At 64.1% G+C, this 20,871-nt stretch carries 18 protein-coding genes; 11 read left to right on the top strand and 7 right to left on the bottom strand.

Annotation, left to right across the window (positions count from 1 at the left end):
- Nucleotides 1-22: 22 nt before the first annotated feature.
- From carB to carA, 3 genes are read right to left on the bottom strand one after another with little or no spacing between them, the layout of a single operon-like run.
- A complete protein-coding gene (carB, locus tag HHL13_RS04860; RefSeq protein ID WP_169554605.1) occupies nt 23-3,355 on the bottom strand; it encodes a carbamoyl-phosphate synthase large subunit in 3,333 nt (1,110 codons plus the stop codon).
- A gap of 3 nt (nt 3,356-3,358) precedes the next feature.
- The gene (locus HHL13_RS04855) at nt 3,359-3,988 is read right to left on the bottom strand and encodes a hypothetical protein (protein ID WP_169554604.1); all 630 of its coding nucleotides are present in this window, start codon (nt 3,986-3,988) and stop codon (nt 3,359-3,361) included.
- Nucleotides 3,985-5,148 carry a glutamine-hydrolyzing carbamoyl-phosphate synthase small subunit gene (gene carA, locus HHL13_RS04850; protein ID WP_169554603.1) on the bottom strand — a complete coding sequence of 388 codons (1,164 nt, stop codon included), beginning with the start codon at nt 5,146-5,148 and terminating at the stop codon, nt 3,985-3,987. The genes HHL13_RS04855 and carA overlap by 4 nt, the downstream gene beginning before the upstream one ends.
- Before the next feature lie 129 nt (nt 5,149-5,277).
- On the opposite strand from carA, the gene HHL13_RS04845 reads away from it, so the two are divergent.
- From HHL13_RS04845 to rpoD, 3 genes are read left to right on the top strand one after another with little or no spacing between them, the layout of a single operon-like run.
- Nucleotides 5,278-5,730, top strand: coding sequence for a GatB/YqeY domain-containing protein (locus HHL13_RS04845; protein WP_169554602.1), 453 nt, complete (start codon nt 5,278-5,280; stop codon nt 5,728-5,730).
- 1 nt (nt 5,731) lies between these two features.
- Nucleotides 5,732-7,615 (top strand): DNA primase, encoded by a 1,884-nt coding sequence (dnaG, locus tag HHL13_RS04840; RefSeq protein ID WP_169554601.1) that lies wholly within the window; start codon nt 5,732-5,734, stop codon nt 7,613-7,615.
- 42 nt (nt 7,616-7,657) lie between these two features.
- Nucleotides 7,658-9,688 carry an RNA polymerase sigma factor RpoD gene (rpoD, locus tag HHL13_RS04835; RefSeq protein ID WP_169554600.1) on the top strand — a complete coding sequence of 677 codons (2,031 nt, stop codon included), beginning with the start codon at nt 7,658-7,660 and terminating at the stop codon, nt 9,686-9,688.
- On the opposite strand, the gene HHL13_RS04830 is transcribed toward rpoD, so the two are convergent.
- From HHL13_RS04830 to HHL13_RS04820, 3 genes are all read right to left on the bottom strand, one after another.
- On the bottom strand, nt 9,671-12,466 hold the full coding sequence (locus HHL13_RS04830) for an SIR2 family protein (RefSeq protein WP_169554599.1): 2,796 nt from the start codon (nt 12,464-12,466) through the stop codon (nt 9,671-9,673). The two genes, rpoD and HHL13_RS04830, sit on opposite strands and share 18 nt — an antisense overlap.
- Nucleotides 12,467-12,620: 154 nt before the next feature.
- Nucleotides 12,621-12,905 (bottom strand): hypothetical protein, encoded by a 285-nt coding sequence (locus HHL13_RS04825; protein WP_169554598.1) that lies wholly within the window; start codon nt 12,903-12,905, stop codon nt 12,621-12,623.
- A 196-nt stretch (nt 12,906-13,101) separates the two neighbouring features.
- The gene (locus HHL13_RS04820; RefSeq protein ID WP_169554597.1) at nt 13,102-13,479 is read right to left on the bottom strand and encodes a hypothetical protein; all 378 of its coding nucleotides are present in this window, start codon (nt 13,477-13,479) and stop codon (nt 13,102-13,104) included.
- Nucleotides 13,480-13,778: 299 nt separating this feature from the next.
- On the opposite strand from HHL13_RS04820, the gene HHL13_RS04815 reads away from it, so the two are divergent.
- The 8 genes from HHL13_RS04815 to HHL13_RS04780 all read left to right on the top strand — a co-directional run bounded on the left by HHL13_RS04815 (nt 13,779) and on the right by HHL13_RS04780 (nt 20,435).
- Nucleotides 13,779-14,393: a hypothetical protein gene (locus HHL13_RS04815; RefSeq protein ID WP_240953622.1), complete on the top strand. Its 615-nt coding sequence runs from the start codon at nt 13,779-13,781 to the stop codon at nt 14,391-14,393.
- Nucleotides 14,394-14,455: 62 nt separating this feature from the next.
- Nucleotides 14,456-14,815 carry a hypothetical protein gene (locus HHL13_RS04810; RefSeq protein WP_206376849.1) on the top strand — a complete coding sequence of 120 codons (360 nt, stop codon included), beginning with the start codon at nt 14,456-14,458 and terminating at the stop codon, nt 14,813-14,815.
- 84 nt (nt 14,816-14,899) lie between these two features.
- Nucleotides 14,900-15,751 carry a MoxR family ATPase gene (locus tag HHL13_RS04805; protein WP_169554595.1) on the top strand — a complete coding sequence of 284 codons (852 nt, stop codon included), beginning with the start codon at nt 14,900-14,902 and terminating at the stop codon, nt 15,749-15,751.
- Between the two features lie 5 nt (nt 15,752-15,756).
- Nucleotides 15,757-16,167 (top strand): GFA family protein, encoded by a 411-nt coding sequence (locus tag HHL13_RS04800; protein ID WP_346775476.1) that lies wholly within the window; start codon nt 15,757-15,759, stop codon nt 16,165-16,167.
- A 79-nt stretch (nt 16,168-16,246) separates the two neighbouring features.
- Nucleotides 16,247-16,765 carry a ferric reductase-like transmembrane domain-containing protein gene (locus HHL13_RS04795; protein WP_169554594.1) on the top strand — a complete coding sequence of 173 codons (519 nt, stop codon included), beginning with the start codon at nt 16,247-16,249 and terminating at the stop codon, nt 16,763-16,765.
- On the top strand, nt 16,762-18,159 hold the full coding sequence (locus tag HHL13_RS04790) for a hypothetical protein (protein WP_169554593.1): 1,398 nt from the start codon (nt 16,762-16,764) through the stop codon (nt 18,157-18,159). The genes HHL13_RS04795 and HHL13_RS04790 overlap by 4 nt, the downstream gene beginning before the upstream one ends.
- A gap of 3 nt (nt 18,160-18,162) precedes the next feature.
- Nucleotides 18,163-19,341: a VWA domain-containing protein gene (locus tag HHL13_RS04785; RefSeq protein ID WP_169554592.1), complete on the top strand. Its 1,179-nt coding sequence runs from the start codon at nt 18,163-18,165 to the stop codon at nt 19,339-19,341.
- On the top strand, nt 19,338-20,435 hold the full coding sequence (locus tag HHL13_RS04780; RefSeq protein ID WP_169554591.1) for a M23 family metallopeptidase: 1,098 nt from the start codon (nt 19,338-19,340) through the stop codon (nt 20,433-20,435). The genes HHL13_RS04785 and HHL13_RS04780 overlap by 4 nt, the downstream gene beginning before the upstream one ends.
- On the opposite strand, the gene HHL13_RS04775 is transcribed toward HHL13_RS04780, so the two are convergent.
- Nucleotides 20,432-20,821, bottom strand: a complete 390-nt coding sequence (locus HHL13_RS04775; RefSeq protein ID WP_169554590.1) for a DoxX family protein — start codon at nt 20,819-20,821, stop codon at nt 20,432-20,434. The genes HHL13_RS04780 and HHL13_RS04775 overlap by 4 nt on opposite strands.
- Between the last annotated feature and the right edge of the window lie 50 nt (nt 20,822-20,871).

The raw sequence follows: 20,871 nt of genomic DNA, 5'->3' as shown, positions 1-20,871 counted from the left end.
AGTCACTCCGATGGTGGGGGATTCAATTGTGCGACTGCGAATAATAGGACTGGAGGGGGCAGACTTCAAGGCTCTGGCGGGAAAGCGATTCTATCGCACGGGCAGCCGCGACGCTGGCCTGGGCCGTCGTGAAATAGGGAACTTTCAGCCCCAGCGCGGACCGCCGGATGTCCGAACTGTCCTTCAGCGACTGCCAGCCTTCGGTGGTGTTGAAGATGATCGCCACATCGCCATCGACGATCCGGTCGACGATATGCGGGCGGCCCTGCGCCACCTTGTTGACGTCGCCCACCGCCAGGCCCTGCTCGCGCAGATAGGCCGCCGTGCCGGTGGTCGCGATGATCGAAAAGCCCAGATCCGCCATCAGCCTGACGCCGGGCAACACCACGTCCTTGTCGGTATCCTTCACGCTGACGAACAACGTGCCCGACGCGGGCAACACGGTCCCCGCCCCCAGCTGCGCCTTGGCGAAGGCTGTCGCGAAATCGCGATCGATCCCCATCACTTCGCCGGTGCTCTTCATTTCCGGTGACAGGACCGGGTCGACGCCGGGGAATTTGTTAAACGGGAACACGGCTTCCTTGACCGCGATATAATCGATGTTGCGGTCGATCCCGGGCAGGTTCGCCAGCTTCTCGCCCGCCATCACGCGGCTGGCGATCTTGGCGACCGGTGCACCGATCGCCTTGGCGACGAACGGCACCGTGCGGCTGGCGCGCGGATTGACTTCGATCAGATAGACCAGCCCGTCCTTCACGGCGAACTGGATGTTCATCAGCCCGACGACCTTGAGCGCATGTGCCAGCGCCACCGTCTGGCGCTCGATCTCGGCGACGATTTCGGCGGACAGGCTATAGGGCGGGATCGAGCAGGCACTGTCGCCCGAATGGACCCCGGCTTCCTCGATATGCTGCAGCACGCCTGCGACCACCACATCGGTGCCGTCGCAGATCGCGTCGACATCCACTTCCACGGCGTCGCGCAGATACTGATCGATCAGCACCGGCGAGTCGCCGGATACCTGCACCGCAGTCTGGATATAATCGTCGAGCTGCTGAAGCGTATCGACCACTTCCATCGCGCGGCCACCCAGCACGTACGAAGGCCGCATCAGCACCGGATAGCCGATCCGCTCCGCCGCTGCGACGGCTTCATCCCGGCTGCGCGCCAGGCCGTTGTCGGGCTGGCGAAGGCCAAGCTTGGCGACCAGCGCTGCAAAGCGCTCGCGGTCCTCGGCCAGATCGATCGCATCTGGCGATGTGCCGAGGATCGGGATTCCCGCCTCTTCCAGCGCCTTGGCCAGGTTTAGCGGGGTCTGCCCGCCGAACTGGACGATCACGCCGACCAGTTCGCCGTTGGTCTTCTCGATTTCGAGAATTTCCAGCACGTCCTCGGCCGTCAGCGGCTCGAAATAAAGGCGGTCCGACGTGTCATAGTCGGTCGAAACCGTTTCCGGGTTGCAGTTGACCATGATCGTTTCATAGCCCGCGTCCGCCAGCGCGAAGCAGGCATGGCAGCAGCAATAATCGAACTCGATCCCCTGCCCGATCCGGTTCGGACCGCCGCCCAGGATCACCACCTTGCGCCGGTCGCTCGGATTGGACTCGTTCTCGGGCTCGCCAAAGATCGGAGCCTCGTAGGTCGAGTACATATAGGGCGTCTTCGCTTCGAACTCGGCCGCGCAGGTGTCGATCCGCTTGAACACCGGGCGCACGCCCAGCCGGTGGCGATGCTTGCGCACTTCCAGCTCGGTCACGCCGCCGGTCATCGCGTTTACGACTTCGCCGATCAGGCCCGAACTGCGCGCCATCTGTTCCGAACCGGCGCGCAGATGCACCGATTTCAGCGCCAGATAGGCCAGACGCTTGTCGCTGAAGCCCATTGCCTTCAGGCGCCGCATCCCGGCGGCATCCTGAGGCAAGCCGTTCGCGGCCACTTCGGCCTCGGCTTCGATGATCTCGCCGATCCGCGCGAGGAACCACGGGTCATAGGCGGTCAACGCCTGCACTTCGGCCTGGGTGAAGCCTTCCCGAAGGGCCTGGGCCGCGATCAGCAGCCGGTCGGGCGAGCGAATGGCCAGCGCAGCTTCGATCTCGGCGCGCGGCGCGCCCACCAGCCGGTCGACATCGTTGAAGCCGCTCAGGCCAGTCTCCAGACCGCGCAGCGCCTTCTGCATCGATTCATGGATGTTGCGGCCGATCGCCATCACTTCGCCGACCGACTTCATCGCAGTGCCGAGCGTCGCTTCGGCGCCCTTGAACTTCTCGAACGCGAAGCGCGGGATCTTGGTGACGACGTAATCGATCGTCGGCTCGAACGACGCCGGCGTCGCGCCGGTGATGTCGTTGGTGATCTCGTCGAGCGTATAGCCGACCGCCAGCTTTGCGGCGACCTTGGCGATCGGGAAGCCGGTGGCCTTCGACGCCAGCGCCGACGAGCGGCTGACGCGCGGGTTCATCTCGATCACGATCAGGCGGCCATCCTTCGGATTGACTGCGAACTGAACGTTCGAACCGCCCGTTTCCACGCCGATCTCGCGCAGCACAGCGATGCTGGCGTTGCGCATGATCTGATATTCCTTGTCGGTCAGCGTCAGCGCCGGCGCGACGGTGATCGAGTCACCGGTGTGGGTGCCCATCGCATCCACATTCTCGATCGAGCAGATGATGATGGCGTTGTCGTGCTTGTCGCGCACGACCTCCATCTCATATTCCTTCCAGCCGAGCAGCGATTCCTCGATCAGCACCTCGGTGGTCGGCGACAGGTCTAGGCCCGTCCGCACGATGGTCAGGAATTCCTCGCGATTATACGCGATGCCGCCGCCCGATCCGCCCATCGTGAAGCTCGGCCGGATGATCGCGGGCAGCCCGACCGTCTCCAGTCCCGCCAGCGCCTCCGCTTCGGAATGCGCGATTGCCGAACGGGCGCTTTCCAGCCCGATCTTCGTCATCGCGTCCTTGAACTTCAGCCGGTCCTCGGCCTTGTCGATCGCTTCGGCATTGGCGCCGATCATGGTTACGCCGAACTTCTCCAGCGTGCCGTCATTGGCCAGCGCCAGCGCGGTGTTCAGCGCGGTCTGCCCGCCCATCGTCGGCAGGACGGCGTCGGGCCGCTCCTTCTCGATGATCTTCGCCACGATCGCCGGCGTGATCGGCTCGACATAGGTCGCGTCGGCCAGCTCGGGATCGGTCATGATCGTCGCCGGGTTCGAATTGACCAGGACGATGCGATAGCCCTCTTCCTTCAGGGCCTTGATCGCCTGCGTGCCCGAATAATCGAACTCGCACGCCTGCCCGATGACGATGGGGCCCGCGCCGATGACGAGGATGGAGGAGATGTCGGTGCGTTTGGGCATTGTTTAAGCAACCACTTGAAAAAGCGCGATTATAGATACGAAGAGCGAGGCAATGCCTGCTATCGAGTTCGCACGGCCGATTATCTCCCAGATAAGATCAACAGGTGGATCAGGTGTGTCGGCAAGAGCTCTCACTGCCACAATGTACGCCCGAGCCATTGCCTTATCGCTATTGCCCGCGCCGAGTGAGTCCAATGTCCTTTCTGCGTCGTTGAGCAGAGAGATCAAAGAAGCCTTCTTTTCTTCATTGAGCTCAAATTCGGACGGCAGACCCGTCCAGCCACGACTATCGACCGATGTCGGTGGTGTTGGACGCTCAGTGGAAGGGTCACGGTACCCTGCACCGTGCTGCTCAAGAAACTGCGCTACATTTTCACCGATTTCATCTTCAACCCACCGAAACCCGTCGGGTGTAAGAGCGACGCGCTGATCTTGTGGTGGCCCAATATGTCGAGTTATATCAACGTAGTACTTTAGTTCGTTATCATCTAACACTTGATTGCGCCAAACAGGCTCAAGAGTAAGCGAGTAACGATCGAGAATTTCCCCGACGCGAAATCGAGGGGTTCCGCGCAGACGAGTCTCATTATAGAGCGCTGCCACGAAGACCTTCACGAAGGTCGAGAGCTTCACCGCATCATCCCCACAAACCGCTCGAACAGATAGAAGCTATCCTGCGGCCCCGGGCTGGCCTCGGGGTGATACTGCACGGAAAATGCCGGCCGGTCGGTGAGTTCGAACCCGCAGTTCGATCCGTCGAACAGCGACACATGCGTCTCGCGCGCATTCGCCGGCAGCGTCTCGGTCTCCACCGCGAAGCCGTGGTTCATCGAGGTGATCTCGACCGCACCGTCGCTCAGCCGCTTGACCGGATGGTTCGCGCCGCGATGGCCCTGATGCATCTTGCTGGTCTTCGCGCCCACCGCGAGGCCGAGCAGCTGGTGCCCGAGGCAGATGCCGAACAACGGCTTGTTGGTCTCCAGCAACTGCCGGATTACCGGCACGGCATATTCGCCGGTCGCGGCGGGATCGCCGGGGCCGTTCGACAGGAAGATTCCATCGGGCGCAAAGCTCATCACCTGATCGAAGGTCGCGGTCGCTGGCAGCACGGTCACTTTCGCGCCGGCCTGCACCAGATTGCGGAAGATGTTGCGCTTCGAGCCGTAATCGATCGCCACGACATGCGGGCGCGTGTCTTCCGCGCCTTCGCCGCCATAGCCGAAGCCGAGCCGCCACACGCCGCCTTCCCAGCCGAAATGGGTCTCGGTGGTAACGGTGATGGCCAGGTCCATGCCTTCCAGCCCCGGCCATTCGCGAGCCATCTGGAGCAATGTCGGAATGTCGAACTCGCCCGCGGCCGAATGCGCGATCACCCCGTTGGGCGCGCCGCCCGTCCGGATGCGGCGAGTGAGCGCCCGCGTATCGATCCCCGACAGGCCGATCCGCGCATGCTTCTTCATCCACACATCGAGATGTTCGGTCGCACGGAAGCTCGAAGGCTCGGTCACGTCTTCGCGGACGATCATGCCCAGAGCATGCGGCCCGTCGGCTTCGATATCCTCGGGATTCGCGCCGACATTGCCGATGTGGGGGAAGGTGAAGTTGATGATCTGACCGGCGAAGCTCGGATCGGTCATGATCTCCTGATAGCCGGTCATCGCGGTGTGGAAGCACACTTCGCCGACCGCTTGCCCTTCCGCGCCGAACCCTCGGCCGAATACCACGTCTCCACTCGCGAGCACCAGGACACCGGTAGCTCCAGCAGGCACGGACATGGGTTTGGCTTCGGCCATTTAGGGGTGGCTCTCCATCAGGGTTCGCAGCGATGTCGCTAAGTGCCGCCCGCTAGACCCCATGCCCCCTCGCGTCAACCGGTTCCCGGGTCTATCAGCGGGCTCGACGACGATTCACGAGAGAAGAAAATGATCCGCGACGACATCAAGACCGCCCTCGTCACTGCCATGAAGGGCGGCGACAAGGCTTCGACCGCCACGATCCGCCTGATCCAGTCGGCGATCAAGAATCGCGATATCGAGGCGCGCACCGGCAAGGCGCCGGACGATGACGACGTGCTCGTGGTCGAAGTGCTGCAGAAGATGGTCAAGCAGCGCCGCGAGTCGATCGAGATGTACACCAAGGGCAATCGCCAGGAACTGGCCGACGCCGAGGCCGCCGAAGTGGTGGTGATCGAACGCTTCCTGCCGCAGGCGATGAGCGACGCCGAAACCGCTGCCGCGATCGAAGCCATCAAGGCCGAACTGGGCGCCAGCGGCATGAAGGACATGGGCCGCGTGATGGCCGAACTGAAGGCCCGCCACGCGACCACGCTCGACATGAGCAAGGCCAGCGCCGCGGTGAAGGCCGCGTTGAGCTGAGGTGAGCCTCACACCCCAATTCCTGGACGAGCTCCGCGCCCGGACCCTTCTCTCGAGCCTGATCGGCAAGACCACCAAGCTCCAGAAGGCCGGGCGCGAATTCCGTGCATGCTGCCCGTTCCACAACGAGAAGACCCCGTCCTTCTACGTCAACGACGACAAGGGCTTCTATCATTGCTTCGGCTGCGGCGCGCATGGCGATGCCATCCGCTGGATGACCGATCAGCGCGGCCTGCCCTTCATCGATGCGGTGAAGGAGCTGGTTCAGGCCGCCGGCATGGAAATGCCCGAGCAGGACCGCCAGTCGGTCGAGCGCGCACAACGCGCCAAGGGCCTGCACGAAGCGATGGACGATGCCGCAAAGTGGTTCATCGAGCGGCTTAACGGGATCGAAGGCAGCGAAGCGCGCGCCGTGCTCCAGCGGCGCGGCATCAGCGAAGCCACCGCGCGCGAATTCGGCATGGGCTTCTCCCCCGATTCGCGCGGCAAGCTGAAGGAAGCACTCAAGACCTACGGCGATCCGATGCTGATCGAGGCGGGTCTGTTGATCTCGGTCGAGAAGAAGGAACCGTACGACCGGTTCCGCGGCCGCCTGATGATCCCGATCCGCGACGCGCGGGGCCGCACGATCGCGTTCGGCGGCCGGGTGATCGGCGAAGGCGAACCGAAATACCTCAACTCGCCCGACACCCCGCTCTTCGACAAGGGCCGCACCCTCTACAATCTCGACAAGGCCCAGGCCGTCGCGCGCAAGACCGGCCGCATCATCGCGGTCGAAGGCTATATGGACGTGATCGCGCTGGCGCAGGCCGGGTTCGGCGAAGCGGTCGCTCCGCTGGGCACCGCGCTGACCGAGCATCAGATCGAGCGGCTGTGGCGCATGGCCGATGTCCCCCTGCTCTGCTTCGACGGCGACAATGCGGGCCAGAAGGCCGCGATCCGCGCCGCGCACCGCGCTCTGCCCCATCTCCAGCCCGGCCGCAGCCTGGCATTCGTCACGCTGCCCGACGGCATGGACCCGGACGATCTGGTGCGCGCGAAGGGGCCCGCCGCGTTCGAGGCGCTGCTCAAATCGCCCGAGCCGCTCGTCAGCCGCCTCTGGGCGCATGAAGTCGCCGCCGGGCCGCTCGACACGCCCGAACAGCGCGCAGGCCTCAAGGCGCGGTTGAGCGAGCTTGCGGGAACGATCGCCGACCCCAACGTGAAGTCGGAATATATGGCGGAATTCCGCCAGCGGATCGACGCGCATTTTGGCCGCGGCCCACGCGAATTCCAGCCACGCGATCGTCAGTTCACGCCCCAGCGCCCCCGCAACGCCAAGGGCGGTCGCGGTGGCTGGCAACCGCCCGAACCGCCGCCTTCGGAGAAGGTGAAGGGCGTACAGGCGAGCGGCCTCGATCCGATCCTCGCCCGCGCCGTGCTTGCCGGGCTGATCCGCCATCCCGCCGAAATCGCACGCCATATGGAAGTGCTTGGCAGCCTGCGCAGCACCTCCGGCGCGCTCGGCCGCCTGTTCGAAGCCGTGATCCATGTCGCGCTGGAAGATCAGCAGCTTGATAGCGCGCGCATCCTCACCATATTGGCGAAATCCGGATTCGATCAGGTGGCGGGCGATCTGTTGAGAGCCGATACGCTTCCCTTCTCCTTCACCCGCCGCGCTGCGGTGGACGAGGCAAGGGCGCGCGAGGATCTCAACGAAGCGATCGCCGTTATGGTGGCGCAGCCGGCGGTGGACGCCGCGCTCGCCGAGGCAACCGCTGCGTTGAGCAGGGATGGTTCGGAGGAAGCGTTCACCCGTCAGGTGGCGCTTTCGAGGAAGCGTCAGGAGCTCGAAGCGCGCCTTGCAAATCTGATGCTTGCGGATGAAGAAGATTTGGACGATTAGGCGGCGATTAAAATAGCCGCCATCTTATTTCGAGGGCATTTGATGGCGAAGGCACCCCTGGCGGACGCAGATACCGGTGAAACGGGCGACGCGCCGCTGATCGACCTCAACGAAGGCACGCTCAAGAAGCTTGTCGCCCGCGCCAAGAAGCGCGGTTACATCACCGTCGACCAGCTCAACGAGATGCTTCCGCAGGATCAGATGACCTCGGAGCAGATCGAGGACGTCATGTCGGCGCTGAACGACATGGGCATCAACGTCGTCGAGAATGAAGACGCCGGCGAGGATGCCGAGCCCGAGGACGATACCCCGGACGAAGTCGATGCCGACAGCGGCAGCGACGATGGCGGTCCCGCGCTCGAAACCAAGAAGAAGGAAGTCGTCGACCGTACCGACGATCCCGTGCGCATGTACCTGCGCGAAATGGGCGCGGTGGAACTGCTCAGCCGCGAAGGCGAAATCGCCATCGCCAAGCGCATCGAGGCCGGCCGCGACACGATGATTCTGGGCCTTTGCGAGAGCCCGATCACCTTCAATGCGATCATCGCCTGGTCGAACGCCCTCAACGAAGGCACGATGCAGCTGCGCGAGATCCTCGATCTCGACGCCATGCTCTCCAAGGGGCCGTCGGCCGAGCAGGTCGAAGGTGCCGAGGAAGACGATAACGGCGAGATCAGCGAGAAGACCGCTGGCGCGACCTTCAAGGAAGAGGAAGAGCCCGAAGAGGCGTCCGCCGACGAAGAGGACGAGGATTCGATGACCGAGCGCCGCACCCCGCGGCCTTCGGACGACGAAGAGGAAGACAACACCCTCAGCCTCGCCCAGATGGAAGAGCAGCTCAAGCCGCAGGCGCTGGAGCGGTTCGCCAACATCACCGCGATCTACAAGAAGTTCAGCAAGCTCCAGCAGCAGCGCCTCGATTCGATGGCCGCCGGCGGCGAGCTGCCGGTTGCGGAAGAGCGCAAGTATCAGAAGCTGCGCGAGGATCTGACCGCCGAAGTCGAATCGGTCCAGTTCCACAACGCCAAGATCGAATATCTTGTCGACCAGCTCTACAGCTTCAACCGGCGCCTGACCGCGCTGGGCGGCCAGATGCTGCGCCTTGCCGAGCGCCACAAGGTGTCGCGCAAGGACTTCCTCGACCGCTATGTCGATCACGAGCTCGACGAGAGCTTCGTCGCCACCGTTGCGAAGATCGACAAGAAGTGGGCGGCCTTCGCCGAGAACGAAGCCGGCGCCGTCGATCGCATCCGCATCGAGATCAGCGAGATCAGCCAGGCGACCGGCATGGCGCTGGGCGAATTCCGCCGCATCGTGAACATGGTCCAGAAGGGCGAGCGCGAGGCGCGTATCGCCAAGAAGGAAATGGTCGAGGCGAACCTGCGTCTCGTGATCTCGATCGCGAAGAAATATACGAACCGTGGCCTGCAGTTCCTCGACCTCATCCAGGAAGGCAATATCGGCCTGATGAAGGCGGTCGATAAGTTCGAATATCGCCGCGGCTACAAGTTCAGCACCTACGCGACCTGGTGGATCCGTCAGGCGATCACGCGTTCGATCGCGGATCAGGCGCGCACGATCCGTATCCCGGTCCACATGATCGAGACGATCAACAAGCTGGTCCGCACCAGCCGCCAGTTCCTCCACGAGCAGGGCCGCGAGCCCACCCCCGAGGAAATGGCGGAGCGCCTGAGCATGCCGCTCGAGAAGGTCCGCAAGGTGATGAAGATCGCCAAGGAGCCGATCTCGCTCGAAACGCCGATCGGCGACGAAGAGGATTCGCACCTCGGCGACTTCATCGAGGACAAGAACGCGGTCATCCCGGTGGATGCCGCGATCCAGGCGAACCTCAAGGAAACGGTCACCCGCGTCCTCGCCAGCCTCACCCCGCGCGAGGAACGCGTGCTGCGGATGCGCTTCGGCATCGGCATGAACACCGATCACACGCTCGAGGAAGTCGGCCAGCAGTTCTCGGTCACCCGCGAACGCATCCGTCAGATCGAAGCGAAGGCGCTCAGGAAGCTGAAGCACCCGTCGCGTTCGCGGAAGATGCGGTCATTTCTGGACCAGTAGGAGCGCCTTCAATCGCGTGAAGGCCAGCCTCCCCTCCTTCAAATTGCGAAGGAGGGGGTCCTGCAATTCCTCCTGAGCGGCGAAAGCGGCATCCGTCAGCCAGGATATGGCTTGATCGATATCCGCTGACTTGGAAATGCCCGATGCGTCGAGCTCGCGCTGATGCCCTGCGAGGATGCCGGTCGCGCGTTGATCGGGTTTGGCCAGCCAGCCAAGGTCGATGACTGCGCGGCGCCCTTTGGCATAGGTTCCGGTCGCGTCGCCCGCCAGGCGCCTGAACACGCTCCCCAGGCCGGCACAGGACATTTTTGCCTGTTCGAACGTCAGCTCGACCGGCAACAGATCCGACAGCGAGATGGCGGCAAGCCAGGCGTCCATCACCGACCCCTGCCGGCCCGGCAAATTGCCGGCGCAAGTACTCCATTCGTAGAAATAGCCGCGAACGACGATTGCCTTGTCGACCGTATTTTTGAGGGTCGGCAATTTCGTCCTGAGGAGGTCGAACGCTTCCTGAGGGTGCCCGGCAGAGCGCAATGCATGTGCCAGCGCACTGATGACTCCTGTCCATGTCGGCATCGCCACGACAGCCGCTTCAGCGGCGGCAATCGCGATCTCGTCACGCAGGCTTTCGGAAAGCTCCTGAGGCAAATCACGCTTCAGGCGCGAGCCGGCAAGAATGATCTGCGAAAAGGTGTCGCCGACCTTCTCATCGTCCGACGATTTGACCGTCGCATCGATCAGCCGCGGCCATATCGCGCTCAAATCGGCATCCAGACGGTCAGCCGCGACCAGAATCGCATCGGCGACACGCTTGTGCCGGGTCAGCGCATGGCCGCGTACTTCGGAGGCTCCCAGCTCTATGCCGAGCGGCGTCATGATCGCTCCGGACACGCGAAAGGCCGGTAATCCACACAGCATGGCCAGCACGCGGACATTCAGCCCGATCATTCCCGTGGCGTGGCAACAGGCGATGTACAGCAGCGCATCGAACAACGTGCCCGTCCCACCTTCGATCGGCCTGGTCCGGAGAAACTCGAGCAGAGGCACGAGGTGATCGACGAGCCCCTTCGCGCCGAAGCGGGTGTCGAGAAGCCCCCCGAAGAACGAACCCTGTCCGGGCTGCCCGTCTTGCGCGCCGACCGCGTCCATGAACTTGCGGATACGGGCATCGCGGCTTGCGGTGCTGCCCAGCGCGCGCAGTCCCTCTTCACCTTGCGCTGCCCAGGCATCGACGATCAGGCCGATATCCCCCTCGCCAATCGAGCCCAATGTCACGTCGTCCAGCCGATTGACCCGGGTCGACCATGACTTCTTCTCGCCGCCTTTCAGACGCCAGTCGGTATCGCGCGCTGCGAGCAGGAAGAAGACGTTCTTCCGACCCAGCGCGTGCAACTTGCCAATGGCCAGCCACAGTTCGTCGATATAATTCTCGGCATCGTCCAGGACGATCAGCCAGTTCCGCGACGGATCGAGTTGCGAGACAATATCGGCATTCAACCCGGCATCCGATCCCGGGCAATATAGCGCGACCCACTCGCCGCCCGACACCGCAGCCGTCGCGACCTGCAACAGCGCCGTCGATTTTCCTTCGCCGCTCGCGGCACGAACGAGTTGCAGCGCGCAACCGCCATTCACGCTGCCCCTCAAAAGCGGCAAGAGCGCGTCCACGCTGCTGAGCCGCGGAACGAGCGGGCTCACCGCATGCCGCAAGGCAGGCACGGCGCCATCGAAAAACCGCAGCACTTCGGCCGTACTCAGTGGCGGTTCGGCCTCGAGCGTCGCCTGCGTCACGATTTGCCACCCGGGCATGGGAGATGCGGCAATGCCCGCCGCCGCATCCTCGAAAACGTCCCCCGCCAGTTCGTCGAAGAAACTGTGGCAATCGACGCCCCGGAAAAACGCGATCTTGCTCTGCGCGATTCCCGCCTCGAACTTCTCGAACAAACGCTGGTTCTGCGCGATGACCCGCGCTTCATCCTGTTCGTAGAAACACCAGGACACCGTCCCGTTGAATGCCGGATCGCTGAGGCAATTCGCGATCGCCGTAGTGAAAATATCGTCCCAGCCGCTATACGCCATGACGACCAGATGCACATTATCCAGATGCCGTTGCAGCGATTGCTGAAGCTGCGGACGCTTCGACAGCAATTGCTGCGGCCGGTGCAATGTCGCCGAATCGCGCCAATAGCCGTGCAGATGGAAGACATCGACTTCGCTGGTGCGCATCTTGACGAGTGCCGAGATCGATCCGTCCAGCGGGATGCCCACGGTGTTGACCTTGAACCCGCAGGTTTCGAGCGCGAGTGAAATCAGCGGGTCGAAATTGGTAGTGAATATCGGGCCCGGGAAGCGGTCCGGTGCAAGCTGCATTGCTCTGGCCAAGCCTCGCTGCGCACGCGTGATCTCCCATTCGCCGGGGATCAGATCGCGTTCGTCGAAGGGCGGCGCCGATGGCTTGCGAGCGCAAAGAACGGCCTTCTGCACGACGTCCGTCGCTGCGCGTGCATCCAGCAGGTCATAGAGAAAGCTCATCGCCGTCTGATATTGATCGGCACCGGCGGTGGCGGCCAATTGCCCGTCGAATTCCCGCAAGAGCGCCGCGCCGCTTTCCTCGACCCGCGCACGCGCGATGCGTACGAAACCGTCAATCCCGGGGACGCCGACACCCCGATCCAATGAAAACGGCGCACCCACAAGAAAACTCACCGGTTGCCGCGAATTATCTTCGCGGCCCAGCTTCAACCGCAAATATTTCGCTTCTCTGATCTCGACGTTCATGGCCCGATTACTGCCTTAATCCCTGCCGGGATGCAAAGCGCCAAGTTGAACGGAGACGGAGGAAAGCGAGCGGGCAAAAGTAGAAAAGGCCGGGGATCGCTCCCCGGCCTTTTCATTTGTCCGTCTCCCGTAGCGGGAGGGCGGAAATGAGGGATCAGTGACCCGCCTTCTCGTCGATCTTCTCGGCGGTGTTCGCGCCGGCGTCGCGGACGGCGGCCGCCTTGTTCTCGACCGCATCGGCGCGGTTCTCGGCGCCGCTTTCGATCGCGTCGACCGTGTTGCCCGCGTCCGAACGGATCTCCGCAGCCTGGTTGTCCAGCGTGTCGGCGGTCGCTTCGGCGTTGGCCAGCGCGTTCTCGGCGGCGGGGGTCTTCGGACCACAGGCGGCCAGCGGAAGCGCGCCGATGATGGCGGCGGCGATCAGATATTTGCGGTTCATGTGCATCCCCTTTGGTTGGGCGAAACGAAAAGCCTGATCCGACGTTGTGCAAAGTGCCGACGAAAAGAAGCAGGCGCGCCTTAAACACCTGAGGCAGCGTCTGGTTTCACTTCCGTCACATCGGTTTGGCCGGATTCCCCGCCCAGGTGGCCGGGAAGGGGCCGCCGCGCTCCAACAGCTCCCGGTGCGCGGCGGCCTAGCCTCGGGCCGAAAGGCAGGCGCTGCGATGGAACAGCGCCGCCGAGATCAGCCATAATGCTATGAAGCCGCCGCTCAGCACGATCACGCCCATCGCATCGCGCGCATTCGACGGTGCCGTTGCCAGCATGAGCGCAAGCAACGCCTGCACGCCGGCCACCGCGACCATCGCCCTCGCCATCCCGTCGGCGGTAAACCGTGCGACGAACGCGCAGGCGGCGGCTGTTACGACGACGCCGTAAAAGCCCTGGTTCACCGGATTATCCTCATTGCCGACGATCCCCACCGCCAGGTTCATCCAGACCTGAAGTCCCGCCGCCGCAAGCGCGACGATCATGGCGATACGATACTGGGCCCTTCCCGGACTGGTGTTCATGTCACTGCCTCCACTTGTGCTTGAGGCTTTGCTTTGCCGGAGCGGCAGGTGAGCGGCATGAGGGTGTTGTGAGGATTTGATGAAATCAGCTCAGGCAACCCAATGACGCAAAGAAGATCGAGCGCGCTCAGTAAAAATACCTAGGTAAACACCGAATAAACCACGTCTTTACGGGGTTCGGTATATACCTGCCCGCTATTGGGGGGAGCGCCCGTCCGCGGGCGGCAACTCTTGAGTTATGGGGGCGTATGCCGTTTGATTCCGTACAGATCGCGCGGCTTAGCGGGGCTTCGGGACCGATGGGCGCCCTGACGGCGTCGGACGGCGTCCAGGTTCATCCGTGGCTGCGCCGCCTCGCCGCCAATGGCGGCTCGCCGCGCGACCTTGCCGATGCGGTCCATTATCTCTGCCTGCTGCACGGCAATCATCCCGGCGTGATCGATCTCGCACTGAACCATGCGCGCGGCAGCCTAGAGCGCGATTGGCTCGAAGCGGCGGCGGAAGCCTTCGTGGCCGAGCGTGAGTTTCTGGTCCGGATCGTCGCGGCCGCAGGCCCCCTGCCCAGCACCCCCGGCCATGCCGAAGCCGAAGCCGCGGCCCAGCATCAGCGTCACGCGCTCGACATGCTGGCCCAGTCCGACCGCGCGGGCTGCGCGACCGGCGCGGCGCTGGCGCTGGCGCTCGACTGGGATGCGGTGCGCGACGTGCTCGACGCCGCCGCGACCCGGCTCGGCCTGATCGCGCCGCGCAGCACGCTGCCGCTGGCCGAGGAGACGATCATCGTCGTCGACACGCTGGTGCGCGAGATGAGCGTCGAGCGCGCCATGTTGTTCGGCGCACAGCAGATGTTCGCGCAGCATCGCGGCCTGTTCGATCTGCTCGAAGCACGCGCCAGCGCGCGCGGGAAGCACTAAGACCCCATCGGCGCCCCTTGTGGGCGTGGACAGCGATCGTCCGGCATGGCACCCCGCCGCCGATGAGCGAGCTACAGCAGGAATGGGACGGCGAGATCGTCCGCAAATGGCTGGAAAGCCGTTTCAACGCGTCGCGTATCGATCAGGATCGCGCCGATCGCGGTGGCCGTTCCTGTGAGGGCGATTACGACAAGGCAGCGGCCGAGGAATGGGTCTGCCGCGCACTCAGGACCAGCGACGCGACGAACGATCGGGCACGGTTTGCCGACGCGCTCAAGGGGCTGCTCGATCAGGACGATTATCTCCGCGTCGGCGTCCATGACGAGCGGCGGTTCGAGCGGGAAGTCCGGGGCTATCTCCGCAAGCTGGTCAAGATGACGAAGACGAACACCGGCTTCGGCAACCGCCTGCACCACCAGTAAGGCCGGCTGCGGATCGGCGCCGCATGGGGCTGACAAGCCTTTCCTTCCTCTCTAGGCAGCATATCGGGTTTCAAAGGAATACCGATGCGCTTCGAAGGTACCCAGTCTTACGTCGCTACCGATGATCTGAAAGTCGCGGTCAACGCAGCGGTTACGCTGCGTCGTCCGCTGCTCGTCAAGGGCGAGCCGGGCACGGGCAAGACCGTCCTCGCCTACGAGATTGCCAAGGCGGTCAATGCGCCGCTGATCGAGTGGAACGTGAAGTCCACGACCAAGGCGCAGCAGGGTCTCTACGAATATGACGCGGTCGCCCGCCTTCGCGACGGCCAGCTCGGCGACGAGCGCGTTCACGACATCGCCAACTATATCCGCAAGGGCAAATTGTGGGAGGCGTTCGTTTCTCCGCAGCTCCCCGTCCTGCTGATCGACGAGATCGACAAGGCCGATATCGAGTTCCCGAACGACCTCCTGCAGGAGCTCGATCGCATGGAATTCCATGTCTATGAGACCCGCGAGACCGTCCGCGCCGCCGAGCGCCCCATCGTGGTCATCACTTCGAACAACGAGAAGGAACTGCCCGACGCGTTCCTGCGCCGCTGCTTCTTCCACTATATCAAATTCCCCGATCGCGAGACGATGCAGGCGATCATCGACGTGCACTTCCCCGGCATCCAGAAGGTGCTGGTCAGCAAGGCGATGGATATCTTCTACGAGATCCGCGACGTGCCGGGCCTGAAGAAGAAGCCCTCGACCACCGAATTGCTCGACTGGCTCAAGCTGCTGCTCCACGAAGATCTGCCGCTCGACGTGCTGCAGAACCGCGATCCGACCAAGGCGATCCCGCCGCTGCACGGCGCGCTGCTCAAGAACGAGCAGGACGTGATGCTGTTCGAACGCCTCGCCTTCATGGCGCGGCGCCAGCAGAACAAGGGCTGAGCGGCGTGACGAGCGGCGCAGGGTGCCTGTGCGGCGCGGTGCGCATCGCGATTGCGGGCGATCCGGTGCGGGTGCGCACCTGCTGGTGCCGCGATTGTCAGTATTGGGGTGCGGGCAACGGCACCACCAACGCGCTGTATCGCACCGCTGATCTCGAAATCTCGGGCGAGCTACGCTGGTATGAAAGCGTGGCGGACAGCGGCAACCGACTGCGCCGCGGCTTTTGCAGTGCGTGCGGCACGCCGTTGTTCACCGGACCTGTCAGCGGGGAGTTTTTGGGCATTCGCGCGGGCGCGTTCGACGATCCTAACCCCGTACGCCCGACCGAAGTGATCTGGGCCGCATCCGCGCCCGGCTGGGCGGTGTTCGATCCCGCGCTGCCGCGGAGCGAACGTCAGCCGCCGCCGATCGGCTGAGGCTGTGGCAGGGGGGCGCAAACCCTGGCTGATTGCGCTGGCAACCGCCGGCGCCCTTGCCATTTGCGCAACCGCTGCATTGCTGCCGGGCAGTCACAAGGAGCAGCTCAGCCTCGCCACCCGGCTCACCGCGCGCTGGGCGGCGGTCTGGTTCCTGCTGGCCTTCACTGCGCGGCCGTTGTTCGAGATGTTCGGCGGGCCGTTCAGCGAAGTGCTGCGGCAGCGTCGCTATATCGGTCTCGGCGTCGCTTCGATCCACACGATCCACGGCGTCGCCTTTGTCTGGCTGATCGCCTCGACCGATGTCAGCCGCCCGGCGATCGTCTGGATCGTCGGCGGCACCGGCTATCTGCTGATGTGGGCAATGGCCGCCACCTCGAACGACCGCGCGATGCGAGCGCTGGGAAAGAATTGGAAGCGACTGCACACGCTGGGCATGTGGTGGCTGTGGTTCGTCTTCACCTACAGCTATGGCGGCCGGATATTCCGCACCGGAACCGAGACGCTCGGACTGGTCATGGCCGGGCTGTTCGTCCTCGCCGCGCTGATCCGCATTCCGGCCACCCGCCGGCTGATCGGGCGGAACCGGATCGCATGACCGCCGGACGTCGCCTGTGGATCGCGGTTGCCGCCATCGCCGCGATCGGCCTCGCGCTTCGCATCGCCGCAGCGCAAGGCGCGCTGTGGCTCGACGAGGCATGGTCGGCGGTTCAGGCGCATGATGTCGGCACGCCGCTGGGCGTGTTCCTGAAGATCAATCACGACAACAATCATCACCTCAATACACTGTGGCTCCAGATGGTCGGGCTCGATACCGCACCCGTCGTCCAGCGCGGGCTCTCGATCCTGACTGGCACCGCGACAGTCGTCGTCGCGGCATTGATCGGGCGGCGCGACGGCAAGGCGATGGCGCTGGTCGCGGCGCTGATCTTCGCGATCTCGCCGCTGCTCGTGACCTATGGATCGGAAGCGCGCGGCTATGCACCGATGGTGCTGGCGCTGATGGTCGCTGTCCTGCTGACCGCGCGCTGGCTCGACGACCCGGCGCAGCGTCTGCCCGCCATCCCGCTCGCGCTTGCCTCGCTGCTGGGCATGGCATCGCAGCTGACGATGGCGTTCGGGCTGGCGGCGATGGCGGTGTGGATCGTCCTCACGCTGTACCGGGCCTATCCCTTGCGCGAAGCGGCGGGACTCTCGATCCGCATCCTCCTGCCGCTCGCCCTGCCCGCCCTCGCGATGCTCGCGCTGATCCTCTGGGCCGCCGGCGGCCATCTCCAGTTCGGCAATGTCGAGGCCTTTGCCTGGCGGAGCTGGTGGAACGGGATCGCTCAGATGGCATCTTATTGGATCGACGGAATCCTGCCGCTGCTCTTCCTGCTCCTGTTGCTCAACAATTGGGCGGAAGGCGCGCTGGTGCCCAAGGCCGAGCGGAAGGAGCTGGGCTTCTGGTTGATCGCGCTGATCCTGCTGCCGCTGGGCATCGCCCTCGCCCACCTGCCCAACAGTGGCGCGCCGCGATACCATCTGGTGAGCGGGATCGGCGGATTGATGCTGATCGCGCTGCTGATCGCCCGGCGGCTCGAATGGCCCGGACTGGCGCGGATGATGGCGTGCGGTGCGTTGGTGATCGTCACCTGGTTTGCGCTCGACAAGGATTACCGCCTGATCCTCGACCAGCGCGCCGATCCCGGGCGCGCGATCGAAGCGATGCGCGCCCGGGCGCCCGCCGGGGCCGATATCGCTCCCGAGCAGGAGCGCGCGGACGCCGTTCTCCAGGCCGCCGCGCTATCGTCCGGCTATCCGCTCAGGATCGCCGGGACGCCCTGCCCCGCCCCGCGCTTCCTGTTCGTCGATCGCGACGGCAGCGAAGCCTTTCCCGCCGAGGCGATCCGCTGCGGCAGCCCTTACGCGCCGATCGCCGAAGCCCATCCCGAGGGTCTCTCCGGCACGCATTGGAAGCTTTACGAACGCGTCGATCAGGACCAACGATAGCCCATGTTCTTCAACTTCCTCGACGAGCTGCGCGCCGCCGGCATCAAGGCCAGCCTGAAGGAGCATCTGATCCTTCTCGAAGCGCTCGACCGTGACGTGATCGATCGCACGCCCGAAGCCTTCTACTATCTCGCCCGTGCGACCTTCGTGAAGGACGAGGGGCTGCTCGACCGGTTCGATCAGGTCTTCGCCAAGGTCTTCAAGGGCATCTCCTCCACCTATGGCGTCGCGCCCGCAGACATCCCCGAGGACTGGTTGAAGGCCGTCGCCGAGAAGTTCCTGACCGCCGAGGAGATGGAGAAGATCAAGTCCCTCGGTTCGTGGGACGAGATCATGGAGACGCTGAAGAAGCGGCTCGAGGAGCAGCAGGGCCGGCACCAGGGCGGCAACAAATGGATCGGCACCGGCGGCACCTCGCCCTTCGGAAACGGCGGCTATAATCCCGAAGGCGTGCGCATCGGCGGCGAAAGCAAGCACAAGCGCGCGCTGAAAGTGTGGGAGGGCCGCGAGTACAAGAATCTCGACGCCACCCGCGAACTCGGCACGCGTAACATCAAGGTGGCGCTGCGCCGTCTGCGCCGTTTCGCTCGCGAAGGCGCCGCCGACGAACTCGATCTGGACGGCACGATCGAAGGCACCGCGCGGCAGGGCTGGCTCGACATCCGGATGCGGCCCGAACGCCACAATGCGGTGAAACTGCTGCTGTTCCTCGACGTCGGCGGGTCTATGGATCCGTTCATCAAGCTATGCGAGGAGCTGTTCTCCGCCGCCACCGCCGAGTTCAAGAATCTCGAATTCTTCTACTTCCACAACTGCCTCTACGAAGGTGTGTGGAAGGACAATCGCCGCCGCTTCACCGAACGCACGCAGACCTGGGACGTGCTCCACAAATATGGCCATGACTATAAGGTGATCTTCGTCGGCGACGCCGCGATGAGCCCCTATGAAATCAGCCATCCCGGCGGCTCGGTCGAGCATTTCAACGAGGAAGCCGGCGCGGTGTGGATGCAGCGCGTGGCGAACACCTATCCCGCCGCGGTGTGGCTCAACCCGATCCCCGAGGCGCAATGGGGCTATTCGCAGTCGACCCGCATCATCCGCGAGTTGATGACCGACCGGATGTATCCGCTGACCCTGGCGGGGCTAGACGACGCGACGCGGGAATTGAGCCGCAAGCGGTGATCGACCGGCGCACGTGCCTTGCCGGTGCGCTTGGGCTACCGCTCTTGACCGGGGCGCGGCTGCCGGAAGAGGAGCCTCTGGCAGTCGCGATATTGTCGCTGCCCGAAGCGGTGCCGACGACCGACGGCCCTCTTGCGCTCTACGAACTGACATTGTCGAACATGGGGACCGCATCGATTCTGATCGAGCGGATCGTCGCTTTCGCGGATGGCCGGAGGGCGCTGGATATCGAGGGCCAGGTTTTGGCGGCCCGCTTCGACGCACCCGGCCCCTTTTATGGGCCTGCCATGCTGCCTCCGGGCCGGATCGCCACCGTCTATCTCGAAGTACGGCTTCCCGATCCGCTTCCACGCGAACTGAACCACGAAATCTCCTGCCGCCATTCGGCACGGTCGACGTCGGTGTATCGCCCTGCGCCGGCAATGCTCGACCAGACCCCGCTTCCGCGTCTCGGGCCGCCGCTGAAGGGTGGGCCGTGGGTCGCGATCCATTCGCCCGACTGGCCACGCGGGCACCGGCGCGTCATCTATACGCGCGGCCTGCCCCGTATCCCGGGCCGTCACGCGATCGATTTCGTCCTCGCCGATGCCAAGGGCCGAATCGCGAAGGGCGATGCCGATGTTCCCGCCAATGCGCTGGGCTATGGTGCCGAAGTGCTGGCGGTCGCCGATGCCCGTGTCGCGATGGTGCGGGACGGGATGAAGGAGAGCGCCAGCGTCTCAGGCAATCCGGCGCATGCACAGGACGATGCCGCTGGCAATTTCGTTTCGCTCGATCTCGGCGACGGGCGCTTCGCCATCTATGAGCACCTCAGGCCCGGCAGCATCCGCGTCAAGCAGGGCGATCGCGTCCGGAGCGGCGACGCGATCGCGGCCCTCGGCTTCACCGGCGATACCACCGGGCCCCATCTCCACTTCCATGTCGCCGATGCGCCGCAGCCATTGCTGGGCGAAGGCAAGGGCTTCGTCTTCAAGCGGTTCGAATTGATCGGCAGCTATCCGGATCTCGGCGATCTGGGCAGCAAGCCTTGGACGGGGCCAGCCAGCGCCCGGACCGGCGAGAAACCCGGTCCGAACACCGTGGTCCGCTTCTAGGCCTTCCGGAACGGGAAGATCGCGCGCACCGTCGCGTCGCGCAGCCACAGGCCGCCCCACATGAACAGGCCGAGATAGATGCCGAACAGCACATGGCTGAACAGCGGGCTGCCGGCGCGGATCTGCGTCGCCATCGCGCCGCCGAACACGGCCATGAACAGCACCGCGCCAAGGATATTGGTGCGCGGATAGAGATAGAGGATCAGGCAGCCCAGTTCGATCAGGCCGATCGTCATGACATAGCCCGCGGGCCATCCGAGCTGCGCCATCGTCTCTTCGGCGACCGGCATTCCGCTCAGCTTCGGAAAGACCGACGCTCCCAGAATGAACAGCGAGAACAGGCCCGTCAGGACCCATCCGGCGATCGTCATCGTTTTCGGCGTCATGGCTTTCGGTGACACAGGCGCTCTCCCCTCAGAATGAAGTTACTTTACTT

Source organism: Sphingomonas sp. G-3-2-10, from assembly GCF_012927115.1.
Taxonomy (GTDB): Bacteria; Pseudomonadota; Alphaproteobacteria; order Sphingomonadales; family Sphingomonadaceae; genus Sphingomonas.
Note: the sequence above shows the minus strand (reverse complement) of the source record. Positions and strands in the feature narration are given on the sequence as shown.

What these genes read in the sequence shown, in the direction of transcription:
- HHL13_RS04810 (WP_206376849.1), top strand. Translation starts at nt 14,456, where the DNA reads ATGAGCGAGCTACAGCAGGAATGGGACGGCGAGATCGTCCGCAAATGG.
- carB (WP_169554605.1), bottom strand. Translation starts at nt 3,355, where the DNA reads ATGCCCAAACGCACCGACATCTCCTCCATCCTCGTCATCGGCGCGGGC.
- HHL13_RS04830 (WP_169554599.1), bottom strand. Translation starts at nt 12,466, where the DNA reads ATGAACGTCGAGATCAGAGAAGCGAAATATTTGCGGTTGAAGCTGGGC.
- HHL13_RS04785 (WP_169554592.1), top strand. Translation starts at nt 18,163, where the DNA reads ATGTTCTTCAACTTCCTCGACGAGCTGCGCGCCGCCGGCATCAAGGCC.
- HHL13_RS04825 (WP_169554598.1), bottom strand. Translation starts at nt 12,905, where the DNA reads ATGAACCGCAAATATCTGATCGCCGCCGCCATCATCGGCGCGCTTCCG.
- HHL13_RS04845 (WP_169554602.1), top strand. Translation starts at nt 5,278, where the DNA reads ATGATCCGCGACGACATCAAGACCGCCCTCGTCACTGCCATGAAGGGC.
- HHL13_RS04790 (WP_169554593.1), top strand. Translation starts at nt 16,762, where the DNA reads ATGACCGCCGGACGTCGCCTGTGGATCGCGGTTGCCGCCATCGCCGCG.
- rpoD (WP_169554600.1), top strand. Translation starts at nt 7,658, where the DNA reads ATGGCGAAGGCACCCCTGGCGGACGCAGATACCGGTGAAACGGGCGAC.
- HHL13_RS04815 (WP_240953622.1), top strand. Translation starts at nt 13,779, where the DNA reads ATGGGCGCCCTGACGGCGTCGGACGGCGTCCAGGTTCATCCGTGGCTG.
- HHL13_RS04820 (WP_169554597.1), bottom strand. Translation starts at nt 13,479, where the DNA reads ATGAACACCAGTCCGGGAAGGGCCCAGTATCGTATCGCCATGATCGTC.
- HHL13_RS04775 (WP_169554590.1), bottom strand. Translation starts at nt 20,821, where the DNA reads ATGACGCCGAAAACGATGACGATCGCCGGATGGGTCCTGACGGGCCTG.
- HHL13_RS04805 (WP_169554595.1), top strand. Translation starts at nt 14,900, where the DNA reads ATGCGCTTCGAAGGTACCCAGTCTTACGTCGCTACCGATGATCTGAAA.
- carA (WP_169554603.1), bottom strand. Translation starts at nt 5,148, where the DNA reads ATGGCCGAAGCCAAACCCATGTCCGTGCCTGCTGGAGCTACCGGTGTC.